At 61.7% G+C, this 24,455-nt stretch carries 26 protein-coding genes; 14 read left to right on the forward strand and 12 right to left on the reverse strand.

What is annotated here, in order from left to right; genetic code table 11:
* Positions 1–6: 6 nt before the first annotated feature.
* Complete coding sequence (locus FJW03_RS10945) at positions 7–1,581, reverse strand: trimethylamine methyltransferase family protein (RefSeq protein ID WP_140698320.1); 1,575 nt, start codon at positions 1,579–1,581, stop codon at positions 7–9.
* A gap of 306 nt (positions 1,582–1,887) precedes the next feature.
* Between FJW03_RS10945 and FJW03_RS10950 the strand changes: the two genes are divergently transcribed.
* On the forward strand, positions 1,888–2,586 hold the full coding sequence (locus FJW03_RS10950; RefSeq protein ID WP_140495658.1) for a corrinoid protein: 699 nt from the start codon (positions 1,888–1,890) through the stop codon (positions 2,584–2,586).
* Between the two features lie 68 nt (positions 2,587–2,654).
* Here the strand turns inward: FJW03_RS10950 and FJW03_RS10955 are convergent, their stop codons facing one another.
* A complete protein-coding gene (locus FJW03_RS10955; protein WP_140765804.1) occupies positions 2,655–3,770 on the reverse strand; it encodes an acyltransferase family protein in 1,116 nt (371 codons plus the stop codon).
* A gap of 510 nt (positions 3,771–4,280) precedes the next feature.
* Here FJW03_RS10955 and FJW03_RS30230 point away from each other — a divergent pair.
* Positions 4,281–4,616 (forward strand): tyrosine-type recombinase/integrase, encoded by a 336-nt coding sequence (locus FJW03_RS30230; protein ID WP_226890631.1) that lies wholly within the window; start codon positions 4,281–4,283, stop codon positions 4,614–4,616.
* A 168-nt stretch (positions 4,617–4,784) separates the two neighbouring features.
* Here the strand turns inward: FJW03_RS30230 and FJW03_RS10965 are convergent, their stop codons facing one another.
* The gene (locus FJW03_RS10965) at positions 4,785–4,925 is read right to left on the reverse strand and encodes an EncA/B family entericidin (protein ID WP_140765806.1); all 141 of its coding nucleotides are present in this window, start codon (positions 4,923–4,925) and stop codon (positions 4,785–4,787) included.
* Between the two features lie 67 nt (positions 4,926–4,992).
* Between FJW03_RS10965 and FJW03_RS10970 the strand changes: the two genes are divergently transcribed.
* The 9 genes from FJW03_RS10970 to FJW03_RS11010 all read left to right on the forward strand — a co-directional run bounded on the left by FJW03_RS10970 (position 4,993) and on the right by FJW03_RS11010 (position 13,622).
* Positions 4,993–5,622: a DUF1638 domain-containing protein gene (locus tag FJW03_RS10970; RefSeq protein WP_140765808.1), complete on the forward strand. Its 630-nt coding sequence runs from the start codon at positions 4,993–4,995 to the stop codon at positions 5,620–5,622.
* Positions 5,623–5,848: 226 nt separating this feature from the next.
* On the forward strand, positions 5,849–6,622 hold the full coding sequence (locus tag FJW03_RS10975) for a formyl transferase (protein ID WP_140698328.1): 774 nt from the start codon (positions 5,849–5,851) through the stop codon (positions 6,620–6,622).
* A 202-nt stretch (positions 6,623–6,824) separates the two neighbouring features.
* Positions 6,825–7,127 (forward strand): virulence factor, encoded by a 303-nt coding sequence (locus FJW03_RS10980; protein WP_137933169.1) that lies wholly within the window; start codon positions 6,825–6,827, stop codon positions 7,125–7,127.
* Entirely contained in the window at positions 7,120–7,743 is a 624-nt protein-coding gene (locus FJW03_RS10985; RefSeq protein ID WP_140765810.1) for a methylenetetrahydrofolate reductase C-terminal domain-containing protein, read from the forward strand. The genes FJW03_RS10980 and FJW03_RS10985 overlap by 8 nt, the downstream gene beginning before the upstream one ends.
* A complete protein-coding gene (locus FJW03_RS10990; RefSeq protein ID WP_140765812.1) occupies positions 7,740–8,831 on the forward strand; it encodes a methylenetetrahydrofolate reductase in 1,092 nt (363 codons plus the stop codon). The genes FJW03_RS10985 and FJW03_RS10990 overlap by 4 nt, the downstream gene beginning before the upstream one ends.
* A gap of 81 nt (positions 8,832–8,912) precedes the next feature.
* The gene (locus FJW03_RS10995; RefSeq protein WP_140765814.1) at positions 8,913–9,887 is read left to right on the forward strand and encodes a methyltetrahydrofolate cobalamin methyltransferase; all 975 of its coding nucleotides are present in this window, start codon (positions 8,913–8,915) and stop codon (positions 9,885–9,887) included.
* Positions 9,838–11,967: an ASKHA domain-containing protein gene (locus FJW03_RS11000; RefSeq protein ID WP_140612313.1), complete on the forward strand. Its 2,130-nt coding sequence runs from the start codon at positions 9,838–9,840 to the stop codon at positions 11,965–11,967. Before FJW03_RS10995 ends, FJW03_RS11000 begins: the two co-directional genes overlap by 50 nt.
* Positions 11,968–12,224: 257 nt before the next feature.
* Positions 12,225–12,410: a hypothetical protein gene (locus tag FJW03_RS11005; protein WP_140612315.1), complete on the forward strand. Its 186-nt coding sequence runs from the start codon at positions 12,225–12,227 to the stop codon at positions 12,408–12,410.
* A 231-nt stretch (positions 12,411–12,641) separates the two neighbouring features.
* A complete protein-coding gene (locus tag FJW03_RS11010; RefSeq protein ID WP_140612317.1) occupies positions 12,642–13,622 on the forward strand; it encodes an alpha/beta hydrolase in 981 nt (326 codons plus the stop codon).
* Here the strand turns inward: FJW03_RS11010 and FJW03_RS11015 are convergent.
* Together FJW03_RS11015 and FJW03_RS11020 are read right to left on the reverse strand one after the other, a co-directional pair.
* Positions 13,541–13,879 carry a hypothetical protein gene (locus FJW03_RS11015; protein WP_140765816.1) on the reverse strand — a complete coding sequence of 113 codons (339 nt, stop codon included), beginning with the start codon at positions 13,877–13,879 and terminating at the stop codon, positions 13,541–13,543. The two genes, FJW03_RS11010 and FJW03_RS11015, sit on opposite strands and share 82 nt — an antisense overlap.
* Before the next feature lie 11 nt (positions 13,880–13,890).
* The gene (locus tag FJW03_RS11020; RefSeq protein WP_006335555.1) at positions 13,891–14,790 is read right to left on the reverse strand and encodes a LysR substrate-binding domain-containing protein; all 900 of its coding nucleotides are present in this window, start codon (positions 14,788–14,790) and stop codon (positions 13,891–13,893) included.
* A 224-nt stretch (positions 14,791–15,014) separates the two neighbouring features.
* Between FJW03_RS11020 and FJW03_RS11025 the strand changes: the two genes are divergently transcribed.
* From FJW03_RS11025 to FJW03_RS11030, 3 genes are all read left to right on the forward strand, one after another.
* Positions 15,015–15,200 (forward strand): hypothetical protein, encoded by a 186-nt coding sequence (locus tag FJW03_RS11025; protein WP_140612321.1) that lies wholly within the window; start codon positions 15,015–15,017, stop codon positions 15,198–15,200.
* Positions 15,201–15,560: 360 nt separating this feature from the next.
* Positions 15,561–15,695 carry a hypothetical protein gene (locus tag FJW03_RS30030; RefSeq protein ID WP_081295128.1) on the forward strand — a complete coding sequence of 45 codons (135 nt, stop codon included), beginning with the start codon at positions 15,561–15,563 and terminating at the stop codon, positions 15,693–15,695.
* 332 nt (positions 15,696–16,027) lie between these two features.
* Complete coding sequence (locus FJW03_RS11030) at positions 16,028–16,966, forward strand: GlxA family transcriptional regulator (RefSeq protein ID WP_413466505.1); 939 nt, start codon at positions 16,028–16,030, stop codon at positions 16,964–16,966.
* A gap of 15 nt (positions 16,967–16,981) precedes the next feature.
* Here the strand turns inward: FJW03_RS11030 and FJW03_RS11035 are convergent, their stop codons facing one another.
* The 7 genes from FJW03_RS11035 to FJW03_RS11065 form a co-directional block, all read right to left on the reverse strand.
* On the reverse strand, positions 16,982–17,779 hold the full coding sequence (locus FJW03_RS11035) for an ABC transporter ATP-binding protein (protein ID WP_140765818.1): 798 nt from the start codon (positions 17,777–17,779) through the stop codon (positions 16,982–16,984).
* Positions 17,776–18,549: an ABC transporter permease gene (locus FJW03_RS11040; RefSeq protein ID WP_140765882.1), complete on the reverse strand. Its 774-nt coding sequence runs from the start codon at positions 18,547–18,549 to the stop codon at positions 17,776–17,778. Before FJW03_RS11040 ends, FJW03_RS11035 begins: the two co-directional genes overlap by 4 nt.
* A gap of 67 nt (positions 18,550–18,616) precedes the next feature.
* Positions 18,617–19,567: an ABC transporter substrate-binding protein gene (locus FJW03_RS11045; RefSeq protein ID WP_140765820.1), complete on the reverse strand. Its 951-nt coding sequence runs from the start codon at positions 19,565–19,567 to the stop codon at positions 18,617–18,619.
* Positions 19,568–19,719: 152 nt separating this feature from the next.
* Entirely contained in the window at positions 19,720–20,061 is a 342-nt protein-coding gene (locus tag FJW03_RS11050) for a peptidase inhibitor family I36 protein (protein WP_140612336.1), read from the reverse strand.
* Between the two features lie 203 nt (positions 20,062–20,264).
* Entirely contained in the window at positions 20,265–21,113 is an 849-nt protein-coding gene (locus FJW03_RS11055; protein ID WP_140698347.1) for a DUF1194 domain-containing protein, read from the reverse strand.
* A 93-nt stretch (positions 21,114–21,206) separates the two neighbouring features.
* Positions 21,207–23,768, reverse strand: coding sequence for a GcvT family protein (locus tag FJW03_RS11060; RefSeq protein WP_140765824.1), 2,562 nt, complete (start codon positions 23,766–23,768; stop codon positions 21,207–21,209).
* A gap of 293 nt (positions 23,769–24,061) precedes the next feature.
* The gene (locus FJW03_RS11065) at positions 24,062–24,325 is read right to left on the reverse strand and encodes a hypothetical protein (RefSeq protein ID WP_027145877.1); all 264 of its coding nucleotides are present in this window, start codon (positions 24,323–24,325) and stop codon (positions 24,062–24,064) included.
* Between the last annotated feature and the right edge of the window lie 130 nt (positions 24,326–24,455).

Consider the following 24,455-nt stretch of genomic DNA (forward strand, 5'->3'; position numbering starts at 1 on the left):
CTCCTTTCAAGTGAAGGCGTCGGGCATCGACCCCTTCTTCCTGGCGATGAAGTCCTTCAGCGCTTCGTCGATGCTCGGGTCGAGTTGCGGCGCCTCGTAGCTTTCCAGCCAACGGCGGGCGAGATCGTTGGCACGCTGCGGTGCGGTCTTCTCGCCCTCGGCCAGCCACTGCTCATAGGAATTGTTGTCGGCGATGTTGGACCGGTAGAACGCCGTCTGGAAATTGGCCTGGGTGTGGTCGCAACCGAGATAATGGCTGCCCGGGCCGACCTGGCGGATGGCGTCCATGGCCTGGCCGTTTTCGGACAGATCGACGCCTTCGCAGAATTTCTGCTGCATGCCGAGCTGGTCGATGTCCATCATGAATTTTTCGTAGCAGGAGGCCAGCCCGCCCTCGAGCCAGCCGGCCGAATGCAGGACGAAGTTGGTACCGGCAAGGATGGTCGAGTTCAGCGTGTTGGCGCTTTCATAGGCCGCCTGTGCATCCGGGACTTTCGAGGCGCACAGCGAGCCGCCGGTGCGGAACGGCAGGCCGAGCCGGCGGGCGAGTTGCGCCGCGCCGTAAGACACCAATGACGGCTCCGGCGTGCCGAAGGTCGGCGCGCCCGATTGCATCGAGATCGACGAGGCGAAGGTGCCGAACAGCACCGGCGCGCCCGGCCGGATCAGCTGCGTGAACGAGGCGCCCGCCAGCACCTCGGCCAGGACCTGCGTCAGCGTGCCAGCGACCGTCACCGGGCTCATTGCGCCGGCCAGGATGAACGGCGTGACGATGCAGGCCTGGTTGTGGCGCGAATAGACCTTCAGCGCGCCCAGCATGGTCTCGTCGAACACCATCGGCGAGTTGGCGTTGATCAGGCTGGTCAGCACCGTGTTGTTCTCGACGAAGTCGTCACCGAAGACGAGCTTGGCCATCGCCACCGTGTCCTCGGCGCGCTCCGGCGCGGTCACCGAGCCCATGAACGGCTTGTCGGAATATTTGATATGCGCGTAGACCATGTCGAGATGGCGCTTGTTGACCGGCACGTCGACCGGCTCGCACACCGTGCCGCCCGAATGGTGGATCGACGGCGCCATATAGGCGAGCTTTACGAAATTCTGGAAATCCTCGATCGTGGCATAACGCCTGACGCCATCGAGGTCGCGCACGAAGGGCGGGCCATAGACCGGTGCGAACACCGTGGCATTGCCGCCGATCTGCACCGAGCGCTCGGCATTGCGGGCATGCTGGGTATAAATGGATGGCGCGGTCTTCAGCAGCGAGCGGCAGAGACCTTTCGGGAAATGGACGCGCTCGCCCTTGACGTCGGCGCCGGCCTCTTTCCAGAGCTGCAGCGCCTCGGCGTCGTCGCGGAAGATGATGCCAATTTCCTCGAGCACCGTATCGGTGTTCTTCTCGATCAGGGCCAGCCCTTCCTCGTTGAGCACCTCATAGACGTTGATCTTGCGCTTGATGTAGGTGAGCTGCGTGCCTGGCCCGCCGCCGGAGCGCGCCGCGCGCCTGGCCGCTGCTCCGCCGCTGGCACCGCGCCCACGCCGCGCGTTTGACGCTTCCTGGTCGACTGCCGCGTGTTCGCTCATGATCGCTCTTCCCTGAATATGGCCTGGCCTGAATATGACCTGGCCTGCCTATTGCTGGTCCATAACCGTTGGGGCCGCATGGCGCGGCTTTCGCCGGATCGTAGCCATGCACCCTATTCGAAACGGCCCGTCCGCGCCAACGCCTGTCGCAAAATCGACAAGAAAACCAATAGATTTTCCAGTCGCTTTCCTTTTGCGGGAAGTCGCAAATCAGCTATGGATACACACCCGTTGCGGGTTAGGTATGAACGCTAATATTTTGTGCCTTGCGACACAGTCGCGATGCCGTAGGGAGCTGGGTAAAAAATGTCCGACGACGAGATCATCCTTTCTGAACTTTCCGACGACGAGTTGGTGCAGCAGATGCACGACGACCTCTATGACGGGTTGAAGGAAGAGATCGAGGAAGGCACGCGCATCCTGCTCGAGCGCGGCTGGGCGCCTTATAAGGTGCTGACCGAAGCGCTTGTCGAAGGCATGCGCATCGTCGGCGAGGATTTTCGCGACGGCATCCTGTTCGTTCCCGAGGTGCTTTTGTCCGCCAATGCGATGAAGGCCGGCATGTTCATCCTGCGCCCGCTGCTCGCCGCCACCGGCGCCCCCAAGCAGGGCAAGATGGTGATCGGCACCGTCAAGGGCGACATCCACGACATCGGCAAGAACCTCGTCGGCATGATGATGGAAGGCGCCGGCTTCGACGTCATCGACCTCGGCATCAACAACGCGGTCGAGAAGTATCTGGATGCGATCGAGCAGCATCAGCCCGACATCATCGGCATGTCGGCGCTGCTCACCACCACCATGCCCTATATGAAGGTCGTCATCGACACCATGAAGGAAAAGGGCATCCGCGACGACTATGTCGTGCTGGTTGGCGGCGCGCCGCTCAACGAGGAGTTCGGCAAGGCTGTCGGCGCCGACGCTTATTGCCGCGATGCGGCGGTGGCGGTCGAGACCGCCAAGGACTACATGAAGCGCAAGCACAACGTCCGCGCTTCAGCCTAGCAGATTTCCGATAAAATCAACGACTTAGGCCATAATAGCGTGTTTCACTGGTTGCCGGCCTGCGCATTTTAAGCAACCTCGGTCTCGATACGAGGATACATTCTTTGTGCTCGTTTCGCCCCCCATTGCCGTGCTGGATTCTCAACAACTAAGTATGAGAATTCAGCCACAGCAAAACTGAGCCCAACTGCGACAATCGTTCCCCCAATCTGCGCCGACACGCTGGAGAGAGGCAGCCCCGCACTTAGGCTAACCTCTTTGATAAGTGCATAAGCAGGTTGATGAACGAGATACAGCGAATAAGACCGGCTGCCGACGTAGACTGCCAGGGCTCGCATCGACGCCGAACCGGTGAGTGCCTGCCTGTCAGCCGAAACAAGCAGCACTATAGATCCGGCGCTCAGGGCTACGAATCCCATGAAATAGGGAGAAAGCGCGGGCCGCGCCGTCACGATAAGCAAGACCGAGGCGGCAGCCAGCCCAGATTGCAAGATCGAGAGTCGCAGGGCCGCTATGCGCGACATGATCGCAGGCCATAACGACCATGCGAGCGCGATGGAGCATCCGAAAAGCAGCGAATCAGTCCGAACAAACCATAGAAGGTTCCCAAACTGACGAGCAGTGAGGACTTGCAAAAATGCGAGCGCCAGACACGCGACCAGAAGCCACCAACGTACGCCTACGAACGCCAGCACAAATGGCGCAGCCAGATAGAATTGCTCCTCCAGGGACAGACTCCAGTAGGGCCACAGAGGCGAGGGATTGTACGTTCCCATCCACTGATTGACACATGCGTAGATGTAGAAGTTTTCCAGATTGAATAGCGCTGCGACCCAGCTATCAAGCAGCCCATTGCCTTCGCCAAAGCTGCCAAAAGAGTTGAAAACGCTTCCAAGTGCGACGACTGCCGCGCCCCAGAAGAAAGCCGCCGGAAACAACCTGTAGAACCTTCGTCTCCAGAATTGGTAGCCGGTTGCCCAGAATTTGGCTGGGTCTATGTCCCGGATAAGAATTCCTGTAATCAGAAACCCAGAGATTGCAAAAAATAGGTCTACTCCCCCGCCTAGCCAAAAGTAGCCGGTCCAATCCGCCCACTCAGGTACAATGACGACGAAGTGCGCAACCATCGTGATCGCAACGGCGAAGCCGCGTAGCAGTTCAATATCAAGATTCTTCCGTTTCATCCCACAGGACTAGCGCCAACGGCCATCTGGTTCAACAACCGGTAGAGGGTCAGGTTGCAGTTGCGTAGTTAAGCATATTCGCCACCTGTCGCGGTCGTGCCTGCTACCGATCCGGGGAAATAACTTGCAGCACCGCCAATGCCGCCGACGACACCATTGCTACTAACGTCATATCGCTTGGCTAGCTGAATATCGCGACGGTGCCGGTGCGCGGCGCGCCAAAGGCAAGGTCGTCGTTGGCGTGGACATTCCAACACGGCAGGAGGTGAAGGGCGTACTGGCTGAAGCCACTGGCCGCTGGCGCCCGCTATTGATGGCGGCAGCCTTCTGCGGCTTGCGCGCGTCAGAGTTACGCGGTCTCCGGTGGGTGGACATCGAGGCCGCCAACATCCATCTCAGACAGCGTGCCGACCGCTTCAACCAGATTGGCCCGCCGAAGTCAGAGGCAGGCTTTCGAACCGTGCCGCTCCCCTCGCCCGTTGCGGCTGCGCTGGATGCATGGCGGAAAGAATGCCGAAAGGCGATCTGGTGTTCCCGAATGGAAGCGGCAACGTCGAGCGGCTTTCCAACATCGTGCAGCGCGGTTACAATCCCGCACAGGTCGTGGCCGGTGTCACAAACAAGGACGGTAAGGCCAAGTATGGAATGCACGCCCTGCGGCACTTCTTCGCATCATGGCTAATCAACAGGCCTGCGGATGGCGGCCTCGGCTTGCCATTGAAAACCGTTCAAGAGAGAATGGGACATAGTTCTGTGGCCATCACTGGTGACGTCTATTCGCACCTGTTCCCGCGCGGAGACGATTCCGCCGAACTTGCTGCTGGCGTCAACTCGATCCTCGGATAAGCAACATATTGGAACATAACCGAGAATTGCATAACAAAAACAAGGCAATTAGGCGGACACAACGTCCGCGCTTCCGCCTGAGCCTGACGGCGCCGCAATGAGCCATCAAAGAACCGCGCCTTGCAGCGCGGCTTTTTTGTTCCCAGATGATTGGGAAGGCCGCGCGGATCAGGGCTTGGTGACGGTGTCCTTGACCGCCCTGGCCGTCGATTTGACGTCCTTGCCGACGCCGCAGACGGTGTTCGCGCAGGCCGTAAGGGCCAGGGCACAGGCAAGAACGGCAACAGGCCCTACGCGTAGCAGTTTCATGGACGGCGTCTCCCTCGATAGATAAATTAGCCCCGTGGCAACAAAGGCCGGCTCGACTGGTTCCATCATGGCCAAGACACAGAAAACCAAACCGAATCAAGCGGACAAGGTGCTTATCATCGCCTGCGGGATGATTGCCCGCGAGGTGTTGGCCGTCAAGGAACAGCTCGGGCTGGATCACCTCGAATTGACATGTTTGCCGGCGGAGTTCCATTTCTATCCCGACCGCATCGCACCGGCCATGGACAAGGCGATCGAGAAGGCCAAGGCAGAGGGTTATGAGCACATCTTCGTCGGCTATGCCGATTGCGGCACTGGCGGCCTGCTTGACCGCGTCCTGGAGAAACATGGCGTCGAGCGCATGGCTGGACCGCACTGCTTCGCCTTCTATCAAGGCATGGAAGCCTACGCGAAGGTCGCAGACGACGACATGATGTCCTTCTACATGACGGACTTCCTCTGCCGTCAGTTCGATGCCTTCTTCATGAAGCCGCTCGGCCTCGACAAGCACCCGGAGCTGATCAAGGATTATTTCGGCAACTACGAGAAGCTGATCTACCTCGCCCAGACCGACGATCCGGAACTCGACAAGGTCGCCGAGAAGGCCGCCGCCATGCTTGGCCTCGCCTATGAGCGCCGCGCGACCGGCTTCGGAGATTTGACAGCAGGGCTGGCAAGTGCCGCGGCACAGAGCTGACAACTAGGCCGCCCCTTCCCCGGCCCGCAATGCAGCCAGCACATCGGCAAAGCTTGTCCTGCAGACGAATCCCAACCTGTCTCTCGCCGGCGACGCATCGGAGACCGAGTTCAAGCGCTGACGATGCTCGGGGCGCCTGATCACCAAGGATTAACCCGGACGCCCTAGCATAGCACGTGCCAAGGCCGGAGCCGGCCGCGTCTTGTCCAGCGGTGCGTCGCGAACCATGGAACCCCAGAAGTCGAACATCGTCGTCGTCACCGAAGGCGGGCCGCATATCTGGGCGGTCATCAACGCCATCGCCGACAGTTTGGGTCCCGTCAACGTCATCCTCGAAGCGCCTGAGTCCAAAAAGCAATTGCTGGTCAGGCGCGCCCGGCGCCAGGGTTGGGTCCCCGTCATCGGCCAGTTGGGCACGATGGTGCTGACGCGCCTGGGAAAGCGCTTCTTTGCCGGTCATGCCGACAGGATGATCGCCGAGCAGAACATGCAGCCCGAACCGAAACCGGGGCAGTCGATCATACACGTCCCCTCCGCCAACGCACCCGAATGCCTGGATGCCATAGCCACCCTCCGGCCGGGCGTCGTGTTTCTCGCCGGCTGCCGGATGCTGACGCGCGCCACGCTGTCGAAGATCACTTGTCCCGTTATCAACTACCACGCCGGCATCACGCCCAAATACCGTGGCATGAACGGCGGCTACTGGGCGCTGGCATCGGGTGATGCGCAAAATTTCGGCACCACCGTGCTGTTGGTCGATGCCGGCGTCGACACCGGCGGCGCGCTGCGGCAGGCGCGCGGCAAACCCGAACGCGGCGACAACATCTCAAACTATGCCCTGCGACAGGCCGCCTTTTCGCGCGACATCTGCGTGGCGGCGGTCCGCGATGTCCTGGCTGGAAGGCTCGCCACCATCGATCCGGGCTTGCCGTCACGGCAATGGTATCATCCGACCATCTGGTTCTATCTCTGGACGGGCCTCAGAACCGGAATCTGGTAGCTCTTCCTCGTCCGGACCAGCATGACGCGACGCAGCTTTCCGGCACGCCCAGCCCGCCGCCGGCACACGCCGGAAACGAATAAACGCACCTTTCATTTTACGACATCCAAATGCGTCGCTTTTGAATGCGCGCGCGTCGTCCCATAACAAGCGGGCCAACGAGGCTTGCGGCAATGCTCCAAAGTTCGAGGAGCGAGAATTCATGGCCGATCTTATCGTCGTCTACTGGCGCGACATCCCTGCCCAGGTCATCGTCAAGAAGGGCCGGCAGAACGCCAAGCGCGAACTGCCGCTGCGTTTCACCGAGGCGATCGACATGTGCGCCATGCGCACCGGCGCCGGCGGCACCGACGACTATCTCGCCGAATGGCGCAAGGCCGATCCGGTCCCGGTCGGCGACGATCTCGAAGCCGAGGTCGAAAAGGCCTTTCACGAGCTTGATGCGAAATATGACCGCGAGCGGCTGGTCGCTCTGGTCAAGGCGGGTGGCAAAGAAAATGTCTGACACGACTCCTGTCAAAGATGGCCAAAGGGTTGTCCAGCCGGTTACCCAGGCCACATTGGTCAAGAAGGCAGCGCCGAAATCCGACTACAAGCCGGCCGACGTGTCGCCGCAGCGGCGCGTACAGCGTTCCTTTGCGGTGAGATTGTGGTCTATTCGGCACTCGCGATTGCTCGAATGGTTCTATGCCCGCTTCGCAGACACCTTCCTGCTGCTGCATCCCTTGTGGAAAGGGATCGGCTATGGCCGCGTCGAAGCGCCGGTGAAGTTCGTCGAGAAGCGCGTCAAGGGCTTCATGTTCGACTGCCGCATGTGTGGCCAGTGCATTCTTTCGTCGACCGGCATGTCGTGCCCGATGAACTGCCCCAAGCAATTGCGCAACGGCCCATGCGGCGGCGTGCGCGCCAATGGCAATTGCGAGGTCGAGCCCGATATGCCCTGCGTCTGGGTCAAGGCCTGGGAAGGTTCGCAGAACATGGTCAACAACGACAAGATCCTGACTGTGCAGAAGCCGGTCGATCAATCGTTGCGCGAAACTTCGGCCTGGCTACGTGTCACCGCGCAGGCTGCCGCGGCGCGCGAAGCCGCCGACAGCGCCAAGTCCGGAGCCGCCGCATGAGCGACCGTCAGCGCGACGAGAACCCGGACGGCATTCACCTGCCGCTCGATCCCCTGCCCGGCCACTCTTCACGCGGCCGGCTGGAGCGCGTGCTGCGGCGCGGCGAATTCGCGGTGACGACCGAGCTCAATCCGCCGGACAGCGCCGATCCCGAGGATGTCTACAACAGAGCCAGGATCTTCGATGGCTGGGTCGACGCCATCAACGCCGTCGATGCCTCGGGCGCCAACTGCCACATGTCCTCGGTCGGCATCTGCGCGCTTCTGACCCGCATGGGCTATGCCCCGATCATGCAGATCGCCTGCCGCGACAAGAACCGCATCGCCATTCAGGGCGACGTGCTGGGCGGTGCCGCCATGGGTGTCGCCAACATGCTGTGCCTGACCGGCGATGGCGTGCAGGCCGGCGACCAGCCCGGGGCCAAGCCGGTGTTCGACCTCGATTCCATGTCGCTGCTCGAAACCGTCCGCATCATGCGCGACAACGGCAAGTTCCTGTCCGGCCGCAAGCTTACGACGCCGCCGCAGATCTTCCTCGGCGCGGCCGTCAACCCGTTCGCGCCGCCCTTCGACTTCCGCCCGATCCATCTCGGCAAGAAGATTGCCGCCGGCGCGCAGTTCGTGCAGACGCAGTATTGCTTCGACGTGCCGATGTTCAAGACGTTCATGCAGAAGGCGCGCGATCTCGGCCACACCGAGAAGGTGTTCATCCTGTGCGGTGTCGGCCCGCTCGCCTCGGCCAAGACGGCCAAATGGATCCGCTCCAATGTGCCGGGCATCCACATTCCGGATACCGTCATCAAGCGGCTCGAGGGCGCCCAGGACCAGAAGAAGGAAGGCAAGCAGCTCTGCATCGACATCATCAACGAGGTGAAGGAAATATCAGGCGTCTCGGGTGTCCATGTGATGGCCTACCGCCAGGAGGAATATGTCGCCGAGATCGTCGATGAATCGGGCGTGCTCAAGGGCCGCCAGCCATGGAAGCGTGAGATTCGTCGCGACGATCAGATGGTCGCCGACCGGCTCGACCGCATCTTGCATGAGGACATTACCGAAACCCAGGTGGACATGGTGAAGACCGCGCATTGATCCGCGCGGAGAGCGACCATTCGCTTGATCAAAATCAGATAACGATATAAAGAACTCTTTATATCACGACGGAGAGATTTCATGACCCGGACCATCGTTGCCTCGGCGACACGAGAAATCATCATCGGCTTCGACCAGCCCTTCTGCGTGATTGGCGAGCGCATCAACCCGACCGGCCGCAAAAAGCTCGCCGCCGAGATGGTGGCCGGCAATTTCGAGACCGTCATCAAGGACGCGCTGGAACAGGCAGCCTGCGGCGCCACCATGCTCGACGTCAATGCCGGCGTCACCGCCGTCGACCCGAACGCGACCGAGCCGGCACTGTTGGTGAAGACACTGGAGATCGTTCAGGGATTGGTTGACCTGCCGCTGTCGATCGACTCGTCGGTGACCGCCGCGATCGAGGCCGCGCTAAAGGTCGCCAAGGGCCGCCCGCTGGTCAACTCCGTCACCGGCGAGGAAGAGAAGCTCGAAGCCATCCTGCCGCTGATCAAGAAGTACAATGTTCCGGTCGTCGCCATCTCCAATGACGAGACCGGCATTTCGATGGATCCGGACGTGCGCTTCGCCGTCGCCAAGAAGATCGTGCAGCGCTGCGCCGATTTCGGCATTCCGGCGCACGATGTCGTCGTCGATCCGCTGGTCATGCCGATCGGCGCGCTGGGCGATGCCGGCCGCCAGGTGTTTGCCCTGCTGCGCCGCCTGCGCGAAGAGCTCAAGGTCAACACCACTTGCGGCCTGTCCAACATCTCCTTCGGCCTGCCGCACCGTCACGGCATCAACGCCGCCTTCATCCCGATGGTGATCGGCGCCGGCATGACCTCGGCTATCATGAACCCGGTGCGTCCGCAGGAAATGGAAGCCGTGCGCGGCGCCAATGTGCTCAACGGCACCGACGAGAACTGCACCAACTGGATCAGGACCTACAAGGACTACAAGCCGTCCGAAGGCGGCCAGGCCGTTGCCGCTCCGACCGCTGTCAACGCGCCGGGCGAAGGCGGCGGCAATGGCGGCCGCCGCCGTGGCGGCCGTGAAGCCCGCATGGCAAGGGGATAAGCGCGCAATCGTGAATTCACCTGCAAACATTACCGATCCGCTCGTGCTGTTCATGCCGTCCGGCAAGCGCGGGCGGTTTCCTGTCGGCACGCCGGTGCTCGATGCAGCGCGCCAGCTTGGCGTCTATGTCGAGAGCGTGTGCGGCGGACGCGCCACCTGTGGGCGGTGCCAGGTCGAGGTGCAGGAAGGCAATTTCGCCAAGCACAAGATCGTCTCCTCTAACGACCACATTTCGGCCAAGGGCCCCAAGGAAGAGCGCTATGAGCGCGTGCGCGGCCTGCCTGAACGGCGCCGCCTCTCCTGCTCGGCACAAATCCTCGGCGACCTCGTCATCGACGTGCCGCAGGATACCGTCATCAACGCGCAGACCATCCGCAAGGATGCCGACACCAGGGTGATCGCCCGCGATACGGCCATCCGCATGTGCTATGTCGAGATCGAAGAACCCGACATGCACAAGCCGCTCGGCGATCTCGACCGGCTCAAGATCGCGCTGATGAAGGACTGGGGTCTCAAGAACCTCGAATTCGACTTCTATTTGCTGCCGCAGGTGCAGGGCATATTGCGCAAGGGCAACTGGACCGCCACCGCCGCCATCCACAAGGATGCCGACAGCGACATAGCGCGTGTCATCGCCCTGTGGCCAGGCCTCAAGAACGAGGCCTATGGGCTCGCCTGCGACATCGGCTCGACCACCATCGCCATGCATCTGGTGTCGCTGCTATCGGGTCGCGTCGCCGCTTCGTCGGGCACGTCGAACCCGCAGATCCGCTTCGGCGAGGATCTGATGAGCCGCGTCTCCTATGTGATGATGAACCCGGACGGCCGCGAAGGCATGACGGTCGCGGTGCGCGAGGCGATCTCCAGCCTCGTCGACAAGGTCTGCGCGGAAGGCAACGTCCAGCGCAACGACATCCTGGATTCCGTCTTCGTCGGCAATCCGATCATGCATCATTTGTTCCTCGGCATCGATCCGACCGAACTCGGCGGCGCCCCCTTCGCGCTTGCCGTCTCGGGCGCCGTGCGCATCAAGGCATCCGACATCGGCCTCAAGCTCAACCAGGGCGCGCGGCTCTACATGCTGCCTTGTATCGCTGGCCATGTCGGTGCCGACGCGGCTGCCGTCACGCTGTCGGAAGGTCCGCATCGCCAGGACGAGATGATGCTGATCGTCGACGTCGGCACCAACGCCGAGATCGTGCTCGGCAACCGTGCGCGGGTCGTGGCGGCCTCTTCCCCGACCGGCCCGGCCTTCGAGGGCGCCGAAATCTCCGGCGGCCAGCGTGCGGCCCCCGGCGCCATCGAGCGCGTGCGCATCGATCCCGAAACGCTGGAGCCGAAATATCGCGTCATCGGCTCGGAACTGTGGTCCGACGAACCGGGCTTCCTCGACAGCGTGCAGGCGACCGGCGTCACCGGCATCTGCGGCTCCGGCATCATCGAGATCGTGGCGGAAATGTATCTCGCCGGTATCATTTCGGAAGATGGCGTCGTCGACGGCTCGCTCGCCGCGCGCTCGCCGCGTGTCGTCGCCAACGGCCGCACTTTCTCCTATGTGCTGAAGGAAGGCGAGCCGAAGATCACCATCACCCAGACCGACGTGCGCGCCATCCAGCTCGCCAAGGCGGCGCTCTATGCCGGCACCAAGCTGCTGATGGAAAAGCAGCACACCGAGCATGTCGACCGCATCCACTTCGCCGGCGCCTTCGGCTCGTTCATCGATCCGAAATACGCCATGGTGCTGGGCCTGATCCCCGATTGCGACCTGGACAAGGTCTCGGCCGTCGGCAACGCCGCCGGCGCCGGTGCGCGGATGGCGCTGCTCAATCGCGGCTATCGCCGTGAGATCGAGGAGACGGTGAGCCAGATCGAAAAGATCGAGACCGCGCTGGAACCAAAATTCCAGGAGCATTTCGTCTATGCCATGGCACTGCCGAACAAGGTCGATCCGTTCCCGAAACTGTCGGCGGCGGTGAAACTGCCGCCACGCAAGACGGTGAGCGAGGACGGTGTGGCAGGCGATGCCACCCCGCGCCGGCGCTCACGCGAAGGCCACGCGGCGCGGCGGGGCCGCGAGTAGTCATGCAAAGAAGAATGCCGCGTGTCATCTGACGCCGCATTTTTCTGACAATCCTGGCGCCGCCCCTCATCTGCCTGCCTCAATTACCTGGGCAAAATTCATTTGCATGCAAATGTTTCCGGATCGAGTCGATCCGGAAACCGAAACGCTGTTTTCGCGAAATCCATCCGATACATATTCAACGCATTTAGCGGACGTCGAAACGGCGGCCGGAGATCTCCACGACCACGGCCGCCTCAGTTCTCAAGGAGATAGAAATGTCGATGTTCGAAAACCTCAACCGCTTCGGTGTGACCATCAGGCAGGCCCATGCCAGGAACAAGGCGATCCGCGCGCTGAATGCCCTGCCGGCGCACGTCCAAAAGGACATCGGCTGGCCGGCCTCGCCGCCGAGCGACCCACAGGCGGCACTCGCTTCGCTGCTCCTGGGCACCACGCGCTGATGAATTTCGCCGACAAGTGCAAATTGCTCGTCAGGCGCCGGGGACCTCGCATACTCCCGGCGGTGACCAGCAACCGGCTGCGCGCCGCACTTTTGCCGTGCCGCTGACTGCGGCACGGATCACACCGCCGTGTGGACACGGCGTAAATCTTGACATTTTTGGCCAACGCACGATCTTCGCAAGAGAGGGGGAATTCTCTTAGTCGGCTGCAGCCGAAGCTCGTGTATGCGCATGCCAAGTTTGAAAAGCCATTTCGTTTCCTTCGTGCTCAGGTACAGCCGCAAGAAGGCGTTTTCCAGCCCTGAAAACCTGCGGCGCTGGATTGCTGCCGCGCGCAAGACGGAGGATCATCGACCGCCAGCCTCGTTGCACCAGCGTTTCAACATAGAGGCGCACATGGTCGACGGATTCCCGGTCTACGAGATCGCCCCCAGGGCCGGCGAGCGCAAACGGATTCTCTACCTGCACGGCGGCGCCTATGTCTTTGAAATCACGCCCTACCATTGGCATTTGATTGCCGACATGGCCGACCGGCTGGGCTACGCCGTCACCGTGCCCATCTACCCCATCGCTCCCGAGCATGACTTCCACGCCATGTTCGGCATGGTCGGCGATGTCTATCGCCGCATGCTCGACGAAACGGAGCCGGACGACATTATCTTCATGGGCGATTCAGCCGGCGGCAACATGGCCGTGGTGCTGACCATGATGGCCGCCGAGGAACGATTGGCTCTGCCGTCGCGCCATGTGCTGATCTCGCCTGGTCTCGACATGTCGCTCGCCAATCCCGAAGTGTTCGAGGCCGAGGGCAAGGATCCCTGGCTCGGCATCGCCGGCGGCCTGGAGGCGATCCGGATGTACAGTGCCGGGATCGACCGCACCGACTGGCATATCAGCCCGCTCTACGGCGATCTCTCTGTGCTACCGAAGACACTCCTTTTGACCGGTTCGCGCGACATGCTCAGTCCCGACAATTTGATCTTCGCCAAGAAGGCGCGAGCCGCGGGCGTCGAGGTCGATGTCATCTACGAGGAAGGCATGTTCCACGTCTGGCCATTGATCGACATGCCGGAATCGCGGCGGGCCCGCCAACGCATGGCCGCGTTTCTGAGCAGCGAAAAACCCGCGGATCAGGGCAAAAGCGAGGCGATCAGCTGGTCGGTCAAGGCTTCGTCAAGCGATCCATTCAAGACCGGCTTGGCGAGCATGTAGATCGCCTGCAATATTTCTTCATGATGTTCCGGCTGATAGTCGATGTCTTCCCTGCATTCGGTCAGATCAGCCCATGCTTCCACATCGGCAGCGGTAAGAGCTCCCGCTCGGGCCCGTTGTAGCACGCTCACGATCTGACCAGCAGTCAGCATCACCACCGGGGTGTCGGACCAGCCCAGCACGCCGATTGTCTCAGCAAGACGATCAATCGGTTTTGCGAACGTGACGAGATCGCCGAGCACCGAAGCTCGGTTCATCGCGACACCTGTCAGAATTTTCCGGTTTCCCGGAATACTTCGAAGGTCGCGCGGATGTGGTCGGCGACGGCCTTGACCGGTGCGCTGGCGTCCGGTGCCACCACCATGGCCAGATTATAGGTGCCGATGTCGGGCATGCCGTCCTTCGGGCAGAGCTCGACCATATCGTTGCCAAGGAACGACTTCGGCAGCGGCGCCACGGCGAGATCGGACATGATGGCGGCACGCTGGCCGGCCGTATGGGCGCTCATATACGCTATGCGGTAGTTGCGGCCCTCGCGTCCCAGCGCATCAAGCGCACCGGCGCGCCAGGCGCAGCCTTCTTCCCACAGCGACACCGGCAGCGGTTCGCGCAGATGCGCGCAGCCACCCTTGGCGCCGGCCCACACGATCGGCTCGGTCAAAAGCACCTCGGCGCCGAGCGCGCTGGTCTTGTAGGAGTTGGTCAGAAGCGTGATGTCGAGCGCGCGGTCGTCCATGCGGCGGCGCAGATTGCTGCTCTGGTCGATGGTGACGTCGACGGCGATCGAGGGATGCGATTGCGCGAAACGCTTCAGCACATGCGGCAGCACGCGCTCGCCATAGTCATCCGGCGAGCCGAGCCGGACCACGCCGACAATGTCGGGAATGATGAACTTCGAGACCACCTCGCGGTTGATCGACAGCAGCCGCCGGGCATAGCCGAGCAGCATTTCGCCATCCGTCGTCAGGGTCACCGAGCGGGCATCGCGGGCGAACACCGAGCGGCCAAGAATATCCTCCAGCTTCTTGATCTGCATCGACACCGCCGACGGCGTGCGAAAGACGGCATTGGCGGCAGTGGTGAAGCTGCCGGTCTCGGCAATCGCCACGAAAGTGCGCAAAACGTCAAGATCGAGCAGCGGCAGCGGATGATTGAGTGGGGCGTTCATGGCGATCGGCCTTCAATTTTTCTGATACAAAGCATCACTCCATTTCGTTTGATTGAACATCAGATCAGGAGCATAGTCAACTGCATCGATTGAGGATGCTGCCATAAGCAGCCATGAAACGACTCCGACACAGACCTGCAATCGATATGAAATGAAGCTGAAACAGACCTGGCGTAACCAGCCGCTGCCTGGGCATCGCCGCCTGGCGCATAAGGAGAAATGAAATGTCTATCCTGTCCTCCCTCGGCCGCATCGCGACCGAATTCAGCGCGGCCCGCGCCCGCTACCAGACCGAACGCGCCATCCGCTCACTGCCGATCGAACTGCAGAAGGATATTGGCTGGCCTGAAGCTGCCGACGCCAAGACCGGCATGCGCAACGGCATCGGATCCTGGGCTGGAGCAAAGTAGATCGTGTGTACCCTGTGCTGAAGGCCTGCCGTGCATTCCGCCCGGCAGGCCTTCTCGTTTTATTGGACGTTTCTTGTCGTTTTATTTGTATTCAAATGAATTCAGGAGCCATGCCGCCGCTGCATGGCGCATATGAACAAGCCGCATAGCATCTCGTTTTCTGAACTAAGCCACTGTAAACAATCGCGAATTCTGGACCCCCCGCCCCGCCTTGTCGCATGTGGTGTCGCTTTTCATATCAAGCGCTTCGCTTTTGCGATTTAGTTTCCGCTCACACAAGCCTATATCACCGTCAGCAAACGAGCTGCCCCACTCCATCAAGCGAAGGCGACCCGTCTGAGCAACCGATTGGAGATGATCATGAAGCTTTTTTCCCGCCTCTTTGCACGCCGCGAAATGAACCTGACCACCGCTCTCGAGCGCCAGCGCCTCGCCAACACCATGCCCGGCCAGACTGGCGCTATGGCTGCCGCTCGTCTCGGCTTCGTCGCCTAATATTTTTTTGAGACAGCGCTCCCTGCCGCTGCCTTCACGACTGTAACGCCGCCTGGCTCAAGCCAAGGCGGCGTTTCTGTTGTGCCGCGTTGCGCCCGGGCTTGTCCCGGATCGCATCATGGGTTCCCGCCTGTGAATTGCCCATTTGCGACCCATGTCGCAAATTTAATCTTGTCCAAGCGGTGTAGCCAATTGACAAGCATGGGATTTCCTGATGTCGCTATGCTATTCGCGACATCCTGTTCGCGTCATGGCTGCGTGAGGTTCCCGTGAACGCCGTTAAGCATCCGATCAAGCGATCGTTTGTATTCTTCCTTATTCCCGATTTCACCATGATCGCCTTTGCGACCGCGCTCGACCCGTTGCGCTCCGCCAACCGCATGCTCGGCTACGAGGCCTATCGCTGGCGCCTCGCCAGCATCGACGGCAAGCCGGTGCGCGCCTCGAACGGTGTGGAATGCGCGGTCAACACCTCGCTGGAGGAGGAACGCAAGAAGATGGCGGGGCCGGATCGTCCCAACATGGCCATCGTCTGCAGCGGCATCAATGTCGAGCGCTACCAGAACAAATCGGCCTTCGCCTGGCTGCGCGAAGAGTATAATCGCGGCGTTGCCGTCGGCGGCCTGTGCACCGGCGCGCATATCCTGGCCTCCGCCGGCCTGCTGTCCAACAAGCGCTGCGCCATCCATTGGGAGAACCTGCCGGGATTTTCCGAAGCGTTTCCCAAGGCCAATGTCTTTGCCGACCTCTTCGAGATCGACCAGAACATCTATACCTGCGCCGGCGGCACCGCTGCGCTCGACATGATGCTGAAGCTGATCGGCGACGATTTCGACGAGAGCCTCGTCAACCGCGTCTGCGAGCAGGTGCTGACCGACCGCGTGCGCAGCCCGACCGACCGCCAGCGCCTGCCGCTGCGCGCGCGTCTTGGCGTACAGAACTCGAAAGTGCTGACCATCATCGAACTGATGGAGGCGAACCTCTCCGAGCCGCTGTCGCTGATCGAGATCGCCGATCATGTCGACCTGTCGCGCCGCCAGATCGAGCGCCTTTTCCGCACTGAGATGGGACGCTCGCCTGCCCGCTACTATCTGGAAATCCGGCTCGACCGCGCCAGGCATCTCTTGATCCAGTCCTCGATGCCGGTGGTCGAGGTGGCGGTCGCCTGCGGCTTCGTCTCGGCCTCGCATTTCTCCAAATGCTACCGCGAGCTCTATGCCCGTTCGCCGCAGCAGGAGCGCGTCGACCGCAAGCAGTTGCTGGCGGCCTGATCCGAAACTACCGGATCAAGCCTCGGCTGGTTTCACCTGTGCTGTCCGCATCGCCTCGGCGCGTATGTCCTCGGTCAGCCGCGCCTTCAACGCCGAGAATTCCGGGCTGGTCTTCAGCGTGTAATGGCGCGGATGCGGCAGGTCGATGGCGACGTCCGATTTGATGCGGCCGGGCCGCGCCGTCATCACGATCACGCGCGAGGCCATGAAGATCGCCTCCTCGATGTCGTGGGTGACGAATAGCACCGTCTTCTTGCGCCGCTCCCAGATGCCGAGCAGAAGCTCCTGCATCAGCCCGCGCGTCTGGTTGTCGAGGGCGCCGAACGGCTCATCCAACAACAGGATCTCGGGATCGTTGGCCAGCGCGCGGGCAATCGCCGTGCGCTGCTGCATGCCACCCGAAAGCTGCTTTGGCCAATGGTTTTCGAACCCCTTCAGCCCGACGAGATCGACATAGGACGCGACGACCCCGTCCCGCTCCTTTTCAGCCATGCCGCGTTCGCGCAGGCCGAAGGCGATGTTTTCAGCGACCGTCAGCCATGGGAACAGCGTGTAGGACTGGAAGACCATGCCGCGGTCCGGTCCCGGGCGCGTCACCGCCTTGCCGTCGAGCAGCACGCGGCCTTCGCTCGGCGCCTCCAGGCCGGCGACGATTCTGAGCAGCGTCGACTTTCCGCAGCCTGACGGCCCCAGAATGGTGATGAAGTCATTGGCGGCGACCGCCAGGTCGATCGGCATCAATGCCTTGACCGGCTGTCCGCCGCGCACGCCGGCAAAGGTACGCGAGACTCCCTCGATGAGAAGTTTGCTCACGCCAGGCTCCACGGAAAGAGCCAGCGGTTGAACGCCTTGAAGGCGAAATCGGACAACAGGCCGATCAGACCGATGACGATGATGCCGAAAATGATCTGTCCGGTCGCCAGCCGCGACTGGCTGTTGATGATCATGTAGCCGATGCCAGAGGACGAGCCGATCAGTTCGGCGACGATGACATAGGTCCACGCCCAGCCGAGCACAAGCCGCAGCGTCTCGGCGATTTCAGGCGCATTGGCCGGCATGATCACCCGCTTGACGATGCTGTTGTTGGTCGAGCCCAGCGTATAGGCGGCCTCGACCAGATCGCGCCGCGTCGACCCGACCTTGACGGCGATGATCAGGATGATCTGGAACACCGAGCCGACGAAGATGACCAGCAGCTTCTCCAGTTCGCCAATGCCGGCCCAGAGGATGAGCAATGGAATGAAGGCCGAGGCCGGCAGGTAGCGGGCAAAAGAGACGAAGGGCTCCAGGAATGCTTCCACCGGCTTCCAGGCGCCCATGGCGATGCCGAGCGGCACGGCGACGACCGAGGCCAGCACGAAGCCGCCGAAAACCCGCCAGATGGTGATCAATATGTCGAGCCAGAAACGGTCCTCGACCAGCAGGCGCCATCCGTCCCTGAGCATCGACAGCGGGTCGGCGAGGAAGATGCGGTTGACGTGGCCGCCAAGTGTGATCCAGGCCCAGAAGACCACGAACAGCACGAAGAAGGAAATGCCGAGCACGGTTCGAATGCCCGGCGAGACCGGATGCAAGGGGCGCATCTTCATCCTTTGTCGGAGGGAAAGCGACGGCGCCCGGCGCCACCGCGTGATGCCCAGGGTTGATCCGTCAGTTCGCCACCGCGCTGGTGTCTGCAAGCGTAGTGACGTCGGGCGCTTCCTTGATCAGTCCCATCTGCAGCAAAAGCGCGCCTGCGGTCTTGGAAAAGTCCGGGAATTCCTTGGTGAAGAACTGCTTGTTCTCCGCCTTGTCCGCCCATTTCAGGTATTTTGCCGAATCCTCGAATTCCTTGGCCGACTGCTTCACGTCGGCGCCCATGATCTCGTAGGATCTCTGCGGATCCTTCTTGATCAGGTCGAGCGCATCGAAATAGCTGTCGGCGAGCGCCTTGGCGGCATCGGGATTGGCCTTGAGGAATTCGGGCGTGCAGCCGACCGTATCGAGAACCATCGGATAGTCGAGCGTGGTCGCCAGGATATGGCCCTGGTCGGCCTTGTCGCGCACGGCCGAGATGAACGGCTCATAGGTGACCGCCGCGTCGTTCTGGCCGGCAAGGAAGGCTTGGGCCGCCGCGTCCGGCTCCAGATTGACGACCGTCACGTCCTTGGTCGACATGCCATTCTTGTTCAGCACCCAGGCGAGCAGGAAATAGGGCGACGTGCCCGGTGCCGACGAGGCCACGGTCTTGCCCTTGAGATCGGCGACGGTCTTGATGTCGTTGCGTACGACGATGCCGTCGGCGCCATAGGATTTGTCGAGCTGGAAGATCTGCTTGGTGGTCACCCCGCTGGCGTTCCACACCAGCCAGGTCTCGACCGTGGTGGCGGCGCATTGCAGGTCGCCGCTGGCGATGGCGAGCGGACGGCTGGCCTGCGGCACCTTCTTCAAGGTCACGTCGAGACCGTGCTTTTCGAAGAGGCCTGCCTGCTTGGCAAGCGTCAGCGGCGCGAACCCGGTCCAGCCGCTGATCCCTATGGTCAGCGACGTGGCAGCCATGGCCGGCGCGGACAAGCCGGCGGCAAATGTCAGAGTTGCGGCAAGAACGGCGATCCTGGTCATGTCAGTTCCCCTTTTGTTTTATCTGAAGGGAATTGTCTCACAGACGTCAATCGGCTTGTCAATCAACAGGATGGTGAGGCGCACGGAGACCCAGGCAGTGTCCTGCAACCAGATCGGCGGCCGGCCACCAGCCGGCCGCCCGAAACCCGGTATCAGTAGCCATCACAGGAGCACTCTGCGGACGAGATTCGGTCGTTCCAATCGCCCCCGAGCTCGCGGACCCGGCGCCTGATCTCGATCGATTCGCCGCTCATATTCGTATCCTCATAGGCAACCAGCGTGCAGCCCCGGCGAACGAACACCGACGACACACGGTCGTTCCAGAACTGGCCGCCGCGAAAATTCACGGAATCGTCGGGCCCCATCTCGATCGACCGCCCGCGAAAATTCGAGTGCTCGAACATGACGCAGGCGGGCTGGTCGTCATATTGGGCGCTGGCGCCGTCGGCAAAAAGGACCGACGCGACGGCAGTCAGGATGACAAGGCGTTTCATCTCATGTTTCCTCGGTTTGGCCGCGACGCCCCTAGCCTGAATAGCATGATCTGGGCACTCTGCCACCGCTTCGGCCGGCGAGGCAAGCCTGGAGTATGATGCCGAAACCTGTGAAGCGGTTTTCGGACGACATCATGCTCTATCTCTTTGATCCAAAGGCGGATTCAGATTTCAGATCGAATCGATCTGAAATCATTCTGGCTCTAGCGGTTGTCTAGCCTCCAGTTGCGGTTGCGCCACATTTTCTCGCCGATCTGACAGTCGACGGCCGGCTTGTCCTGCGCCAGCACCACTGGCGGGTGATCGGCTGCTTCCGCCGCCCATTGCGGTGACGCCGAACCGGCAAGCTCGAGCACCAGCTTGCGGCGGATAGCTTCGGGAAATTGCGTCCAGTCGTTGACCGGGATCATGAAGGCTCCGGGGCCGCCGATGACGCAGTCGCTGTAGTAGCGGTCGAGATCGTTGACGTCATAGGCGCTGGTGAAGCCGCCTCGGGTCATCAGCGGCAGGCCGTTGATAACGATGCCCTGCCTGACCACCGCGTCCCGGGTGAGATTGACTGGCGCGCCCTGGTTGTTGGGTCCGTCACCGGAAACGTCGATGACGCGCCTGGTCCCCTCGTAGCCGCTTTCGGCGAGAAGGTCGCTGCCGAATTCCAACGCGCCGGAGATCGAGGTGCGCCGCGCGCTGTCGGGCGGCTGGGCCGACAATTGCGCCACCACGCGCTCCGCGTCAGCGCGGTTGGCGATCACCGTCCACGGCACGATGACGCGCTGCCATGTTGTGCCGGCCCACTCGACATAGGTGACCGCGATCTTGCCGTAGGTGCCATTGGCAATGGCCCGCAGCACATTGTCATGCGTCAGCGCCGCCGCGTAGCCATGGCGCTGGATCTCGAGTTCGTCCGCCGACATCGACAGCGAAACGTCGACCGCCAGCACCAGTTCGACATCGACCGGCTCGTCCGCGCGGGTCCCGGGCGCCAGCCAGAGAATCAACGCCAGCGCAGCGCAGCTCGAAAGGAAATGTCTTGCGCTCGGGAAAGCAGACATTCCTTGAGGGTAAGCGAAAACGGCCTGGTTAAAAAGACAAAAGCCCGGCTCTATGCCAGGCTTTTTGCGATCAGTCCGTTGCTCCGTCCGCGATCAGCTGCGCGGCTTGAGGTTCTCCGGGTCGTAGAGCGGCTTGTAGCCGACGCTGGCCACTTCGACCGGATAGGTCTCGCCGAAATACTCCACCTCGAGCTTGCGGCCCTCTTGGGCATAGGCCCAGGGCAGGTAGGCGAGCGCGATGTTCTTGCCAATGGTAGGGCCATAGGCGACCGACGTCGTGAAGGAGCGGCGGCCGAGTTCGTCGACGAGCGTCTCGCCGGTTGCCGGATCCATCACAGGCATGATGCCGACGGGGTAGCGGGCAACACCCTTGCCGTCCTTGTTGTCGGTCATGACAAGCGTGCACAGCATCGCCGGCTGGTGCTCGCGGGCGCGATATTCCAGATGCTTGGCCTTGCCGCAGAAATCGTTCTCCTTGACCTTCGGACGCGCGAGATCGGCTTCCAGCAGATTGTATTCGGTCAGCAGGTCGGCGTTCTGCAGGCGCAGGCTCTTTTCCATGCGGCGCGTGTTGGCGTAAGTCTCGACGCCGAATGGCATGACGCCGGTCGAGCGCAGCGCGTCCCAGACTGCCAGCCCATCCTCGTAGCGCATATGCAATTCCCAGCCCTGCTCGCCGACATAGGAGATGCGGAAAGCCGTGACGTCCTTGCCGCCGATCCGGATCGGCTTGATCGCGGCGAACGGGAAATTCTCCAGCGACAGCCCTTCGGGATTTTCGACCACCTTCTGCAAGGTCGTGCGGGCATTCGGCCCCCAGATGCCGATGGTGACGTATTTTTCCGTCACATCGGTGATAGTGACGTCAAAACCTTTGTCCTGCGCCGTGCGACGCATGTACTGGAAGTCGCGTGGGCCGGCGTCGGCGCCGTCGATGACGCGGCAGCGGTCGGCCATGCGGATGACGGTGAAGTCGGCGCGCACCATGCCTTCCTCGTCGAGGAAATGGGTGTAGATACCCTTGCCGATATTGTTGTCGCCGCCGATCTTGGCCGCGCAGAGCCACTCCAGCAACGCGACGTGGTCAGGTCCTTCGACGTCATACATCGAGAAGTGCGACAGGTTGACGATGCCGCAATCCTCGCTCATCGCCAGGTGCTCGGCATTGGAAACGCGCCAGAAGTGCCGGTTGTCCCATTCGTTCTCGCGCACCGGCACGCGGTTGCCGTATTTTTCGAGCAGATGCTCGTTGGCGGCATAGCCATGCGCGCGCTCCCAGCCGCCCAGTTCCATGAAGTAACCGCCGAGCTCCTTCTCGCGCTCCCAGAATGGGGAGCGCCTTATGTTGCGGCCCTTTGAGAACGGCTCGCGAGGATGCACCGCCGGATTGTAGACCTTCATCGCCGTTTCGGTGCAGCGATCCCAGATGAACTGCTCCTTGGTCTGGTGCGGGTAGAAGCGCGCATAATCGATGGCGTGGTGGTCGATCACGGTACGGCCGTCCGTCATCCAGTCGGCGATCAGCTTGCCCATGCCGGGGCCGTCCTTGACCCAGATGGCGACGGCATACCACAGGCCCCTCACCTTCTGGCTCTCGCCCATGGACGGACCGCCATCGGCCGTCACCTGCAGCAGGCCGTTGAAGGAATGGCTTTCATTGTAGCCGAGTTCGCCCAGGATCGGCGTCAGTTCCATGGCGCGTTCGAGCGGCGCCAGGATCTGCTCCATGTCGAGGTCGCGCTGCGAGGGCGACAAACGCGCCTGGTCCTTTTCCAGCAGGTCGCGCGGGTGGCAGAGACGCGGATTGGTCTCTTCGTAATAGCCCCATTCGATCTGCCCGCCCTCGGCGGTCTTGGGATCGCCCGTGTCGCGCATATAGGCCGAGTTGCCCTGGTCGCGCAGCAGCGGCCAGCCGATCTCCTTGCCGGTGCCGGCGAACTCATTATAGGGTCCGAAGAAAGTCAGCGGATGGTCGATCGGCATGACCGGCAGGTCCTCGCCGACCATCTCCGCGATCAGCCGCCCCCAAATGCCGGCGCAGACGATGACATAGTCAGCCTCGATCGTGCCACGGTCTGTCACCACGGCGCTGATGCGGCCGTCCTTGACCACCAGCGACTTGGCCGGCGTGTTGGCGAAGGATTTCAGCTTGCCCGACGCTTCCGCCTGGTCGACGAGCTTGCCGGCGACAGTCTGCGAGCGCGGAATGACGAGGCCGGCATCCGGATCCCACAGGCCGCCCTGCACCATCTCTTCTTCGATGAGCGGGAATTTTTCCTTGATCTCGCCCGGCTCGATCAGTCGCGCGCGTGTTCCAAACGCTTTCGCAGAGGCGATCTTGCGCTTGATCTCGTCCATGCGGCTGTCGTCGCCAACGCGGGCAACCTCGAGACCGCCGATGCGGGCGTAGTGACCCATCTTCTCGTAGAAATCGATGGAATAGAGTGTCGTCCAGCAGGATAGGAAGTCGTGGCTGGTCGTGTAGCAGAAGTCGGAGGCGTGCGCCGTCGAGCCGATATCGGTCGGGATGCCCGACTTGTCGATGCCGACAATGTCGTCCCAGCCGCGCTCGATCAAATGATGGGCGATCGATGCACCAACAATACCGCCGAGGCCAATGATGACGACCTTCGCCTTTTTCGGAAACTCTGCCATTGCCCGCGACTCCAGTGTGATAAAGCGCGCGGACTATAGGGCCGAGCGATGGGGCTGATGAAGCCTGTTTGCGACATTCGGAAAAAGCCAAGCGACTAAGTCCTATCTCAGGAGCGGGCAGCGCGTCGACTTCGACCTTGATCATGCCGGGGCGATTGCGCACCGGTCGAAAAATAGTGAAACGCCCGGTTGTAGGCGGCCGCCGAGGTCGTATGTCCGGCGTCATTGTTAACCCGCTACCGAAACAATAAAAGGCCGAGCAATGCCCGGCCTTTCCAACCATGCCGCAGAGATTACTTTATGCGGGCAACGCCGCCTGAGATTTCGACGGTTTCCGAACCGGTCAGGGCTTCAAGATCGCCATTGGGCAAGGTGACGAAGCAGCCATTCTGGCAGAACTCAACGGTTTCCCCTCCAGCCAGCGCAAGTTCGGTCTTACTGCCACCCTCCGTCACGACCAGCGTGCGGGTCTCGGCGTCCTTGTTGACCGCGCTGGCGGCATGGGCCGAGCCGCTCACGGCGAGCAAGGCGACGGCAGCGACGAGAGACTTCCACATGGTGCAATATCGGTGTTCCCACCGCCCCTGTTGCATTTCGCAAGGCATTTTCGCCCGTTGCATGGGAGCTTATATGAGATGGAAGCTGAACCGCAACTGAATGCCGCATTCATGCCGCAATTGGCTTTGG

This window comes from Mesorhizobium sp. B4-1-4, from assembly GCF_006439395.2.
Classification (GTDB): Bacteria; Pseudomonadota; Alphaproteobacteria; order Rhizobiales; family Rhizobiaceae; genus Mesorhizobium.

What these genes read in the sequence shown, in the direction of transcription:
- FJW03_RS10945 (WP_140698320.1), bottom strand. Translation starts at nt 1,581, where the DNA reads ATGAGCGAACACGCGGCAGTCGACCAGGAAGCGTCAAACGCGCGGCGT.
- FJW03_RS10950 (WP_140495658.1), top strand. Translation starts at nt 1,888, where the DNA reads ATGTCCGACGACGAGATCATCCTTTCTGAACTTTCCGACGACGAGTTG.
- FJW03_RS10955 (WP_140765804.1), bottom strand. Translation starts at nt 3,770, where the DNA reads ATGAAACGGAAGAATCTTGATATTGAACTGCTACGCGGCTTCGCCGTT.
- FJW03_RS30230 (WP_226890631.1), top strand. Translation starts at nt 4,281, where the DNA reads ATGCCGAAAGGCGATCTGGTGTTCCCGAATGGAAGCGGCAACGTCGAG.
- FJW03_RS10965 (WP_140765806.1), bottom strand. Translation starts at nt 4,925, where the DNA reads ATGAAACTGCTACGCGTAGGGCCTGTTGCCGTTCTTGCCTGTGCCCTG.
- FJW03_RS10970 (WP_140765808.1), top strand. Translation starts at nt 4,993, where the DNA reads ATGGCCAAGACACAGAAAACCAAACCGAATCAAGCGGACAAGGTGCTT.
- FJW03_RS10975 (WP_140698328.1), top strand. Translation starts at nt 5,849, where the DNA reads ATGGAACCCCAGAAGTCGAACATCGTCGTCGTCACCGAAGGCGGGCCG.
- FJW03_RS10980 (WP_137933169.1), top strand. Translation starts at nt 6,825, where the DNA reads ATGGCCGATCTTATCGTCGTCTACTGGCGCGACATCCCTGCCCAGGTC.
- FJW03_RS10985 (WP_140765810.1), top strand. Translation starts at nt 7,120, where the DNA reads ATGTCTGACACGACTCCTGTCAAAGATGGCCAAAGGGTTGTCCAGCCG.
- FJW03_RS10990 (WP_140765812.1), top strand. Translation starts at nt 7,740, where the DNA reads ATGAGCGACCGTCAGCGCGACGAGAACCCGGACGGCATTCACCTGCCG.
- FJW03_RS10995 (WP_140765814.1), top strand. Translation starts at nt 8,913, where the DNA reads ATGACCCGGACCATCGTTGCCTCGGCGACACGAGAAATCATCATCGGC.
- FJW03_RS11000 (WP_140612313.1), top strand. Translation starts at nt 9,838, where the DNA reads ATGGCGGCCGCCGCCGTGGCGGCCGTGAAGCCCGCATGGCAAGGGGAT.
- FJW03_RS11005 (WP_140612315.1), top strand. Translation starts at nt 12,225, where the DNA reads ATGTCGATGTTCGAAAACCTCAACCGCTTCGGTGTGACCATCAGGCAG.
- FJW03_RS11010 (WP_140612317.1), top strand. Translation starts at nt 12,642, where the DNA reads ATGCCAAGTTTGAAAAGCCATTTCGTTTCCTTCGTGCTCAGGTACAGC.
- FJW03_RS11015 (WP_140765816.1), bottom strand. Translation starts at nt 13,879, where the DNA reads ATGAACCGAGCTTCGGTGCTCGGCGATCTCGTCACGTTCGCAAAACCG.
- FJW03_RS11020 (WP_006335555.1), bottom strand. Translation starts at nt 14,790, where the DNA reads ATGAACGCCCCACTCAATCATCCGCTGCCGCTGCTCGATCTTGACGTT.
- FJW03_RS11025 (WP_140612321.1), top strand. Translation starts at nt 15,015, where the DNA reads ATGTCTATCCTGTCCTCCCTCGGCCGCATCGCGACCGAATTCAGCGCG.
- FJW03_RS30030 (WP_081295128.1), top strand. Translation starts at nt 15,561, where the DNA reads ATGAAGCTTTTTTCCCGCCTCTTTGCACGCCGCGAAATGAACCTGACC.
- FJW03_RS11030 (WP_413466505.1), top strand. Translation starts at nt 16,028, where the DNA reads ATGATCGCCTTTGCGACCGCGCTCGACCCGTTGCGCTCCGCCAACCGC.
- FJW03_RS11040 (WP_140765882.1), bottom strand. Translation starts at nt 18,549, where the DNA reads ATGCGCCCCTTGCATCCGGTCTCGCCGGGCATTCGAACCGTGCTCGGC.
- FJW03_RS11045 (WP_140765820.1), bottom strand. Translation starts at nt 19,567, where the DNA reads ATGACCAGGATCGCCGTTCTTGCCGCAACTCTGACATTTGCCGCCGGC.
- FJW03_RS11050 (WP_140612336.1), bottom strand. Translation starts at nt 20,061, where the DNA reads ATGAAACGCCTTGTCATCCTGACTGCCGTCGCGTCGGTCCTTTTTGCC.
- FJW03_RS11055 (WP_140698347.1), bottom strand. Translation starts at nt 21,113, where the DNA reads ATGTCTGCTTTCCCGAGCGCAAGACATTTCCTTTCGAGCTGCGCTGCG.
- FJW03_RS11060 (WP_140765824.1), bottom strand. Translation starts at nt 23,768, where the DNA reads ATGGCAGAGTTTCCGAAAAAGGCGAAGGTCGTCATCATTGGCCTCGGC.
- FJW03_RS11065 (WP_027145877.1), bottom strand. Translation starts at nt 24,325, where the DNA reads ATGTGGAAGTCTCTCGTCGCTGCCGTCGCCTTGCTCGCCGTGAGCGGC.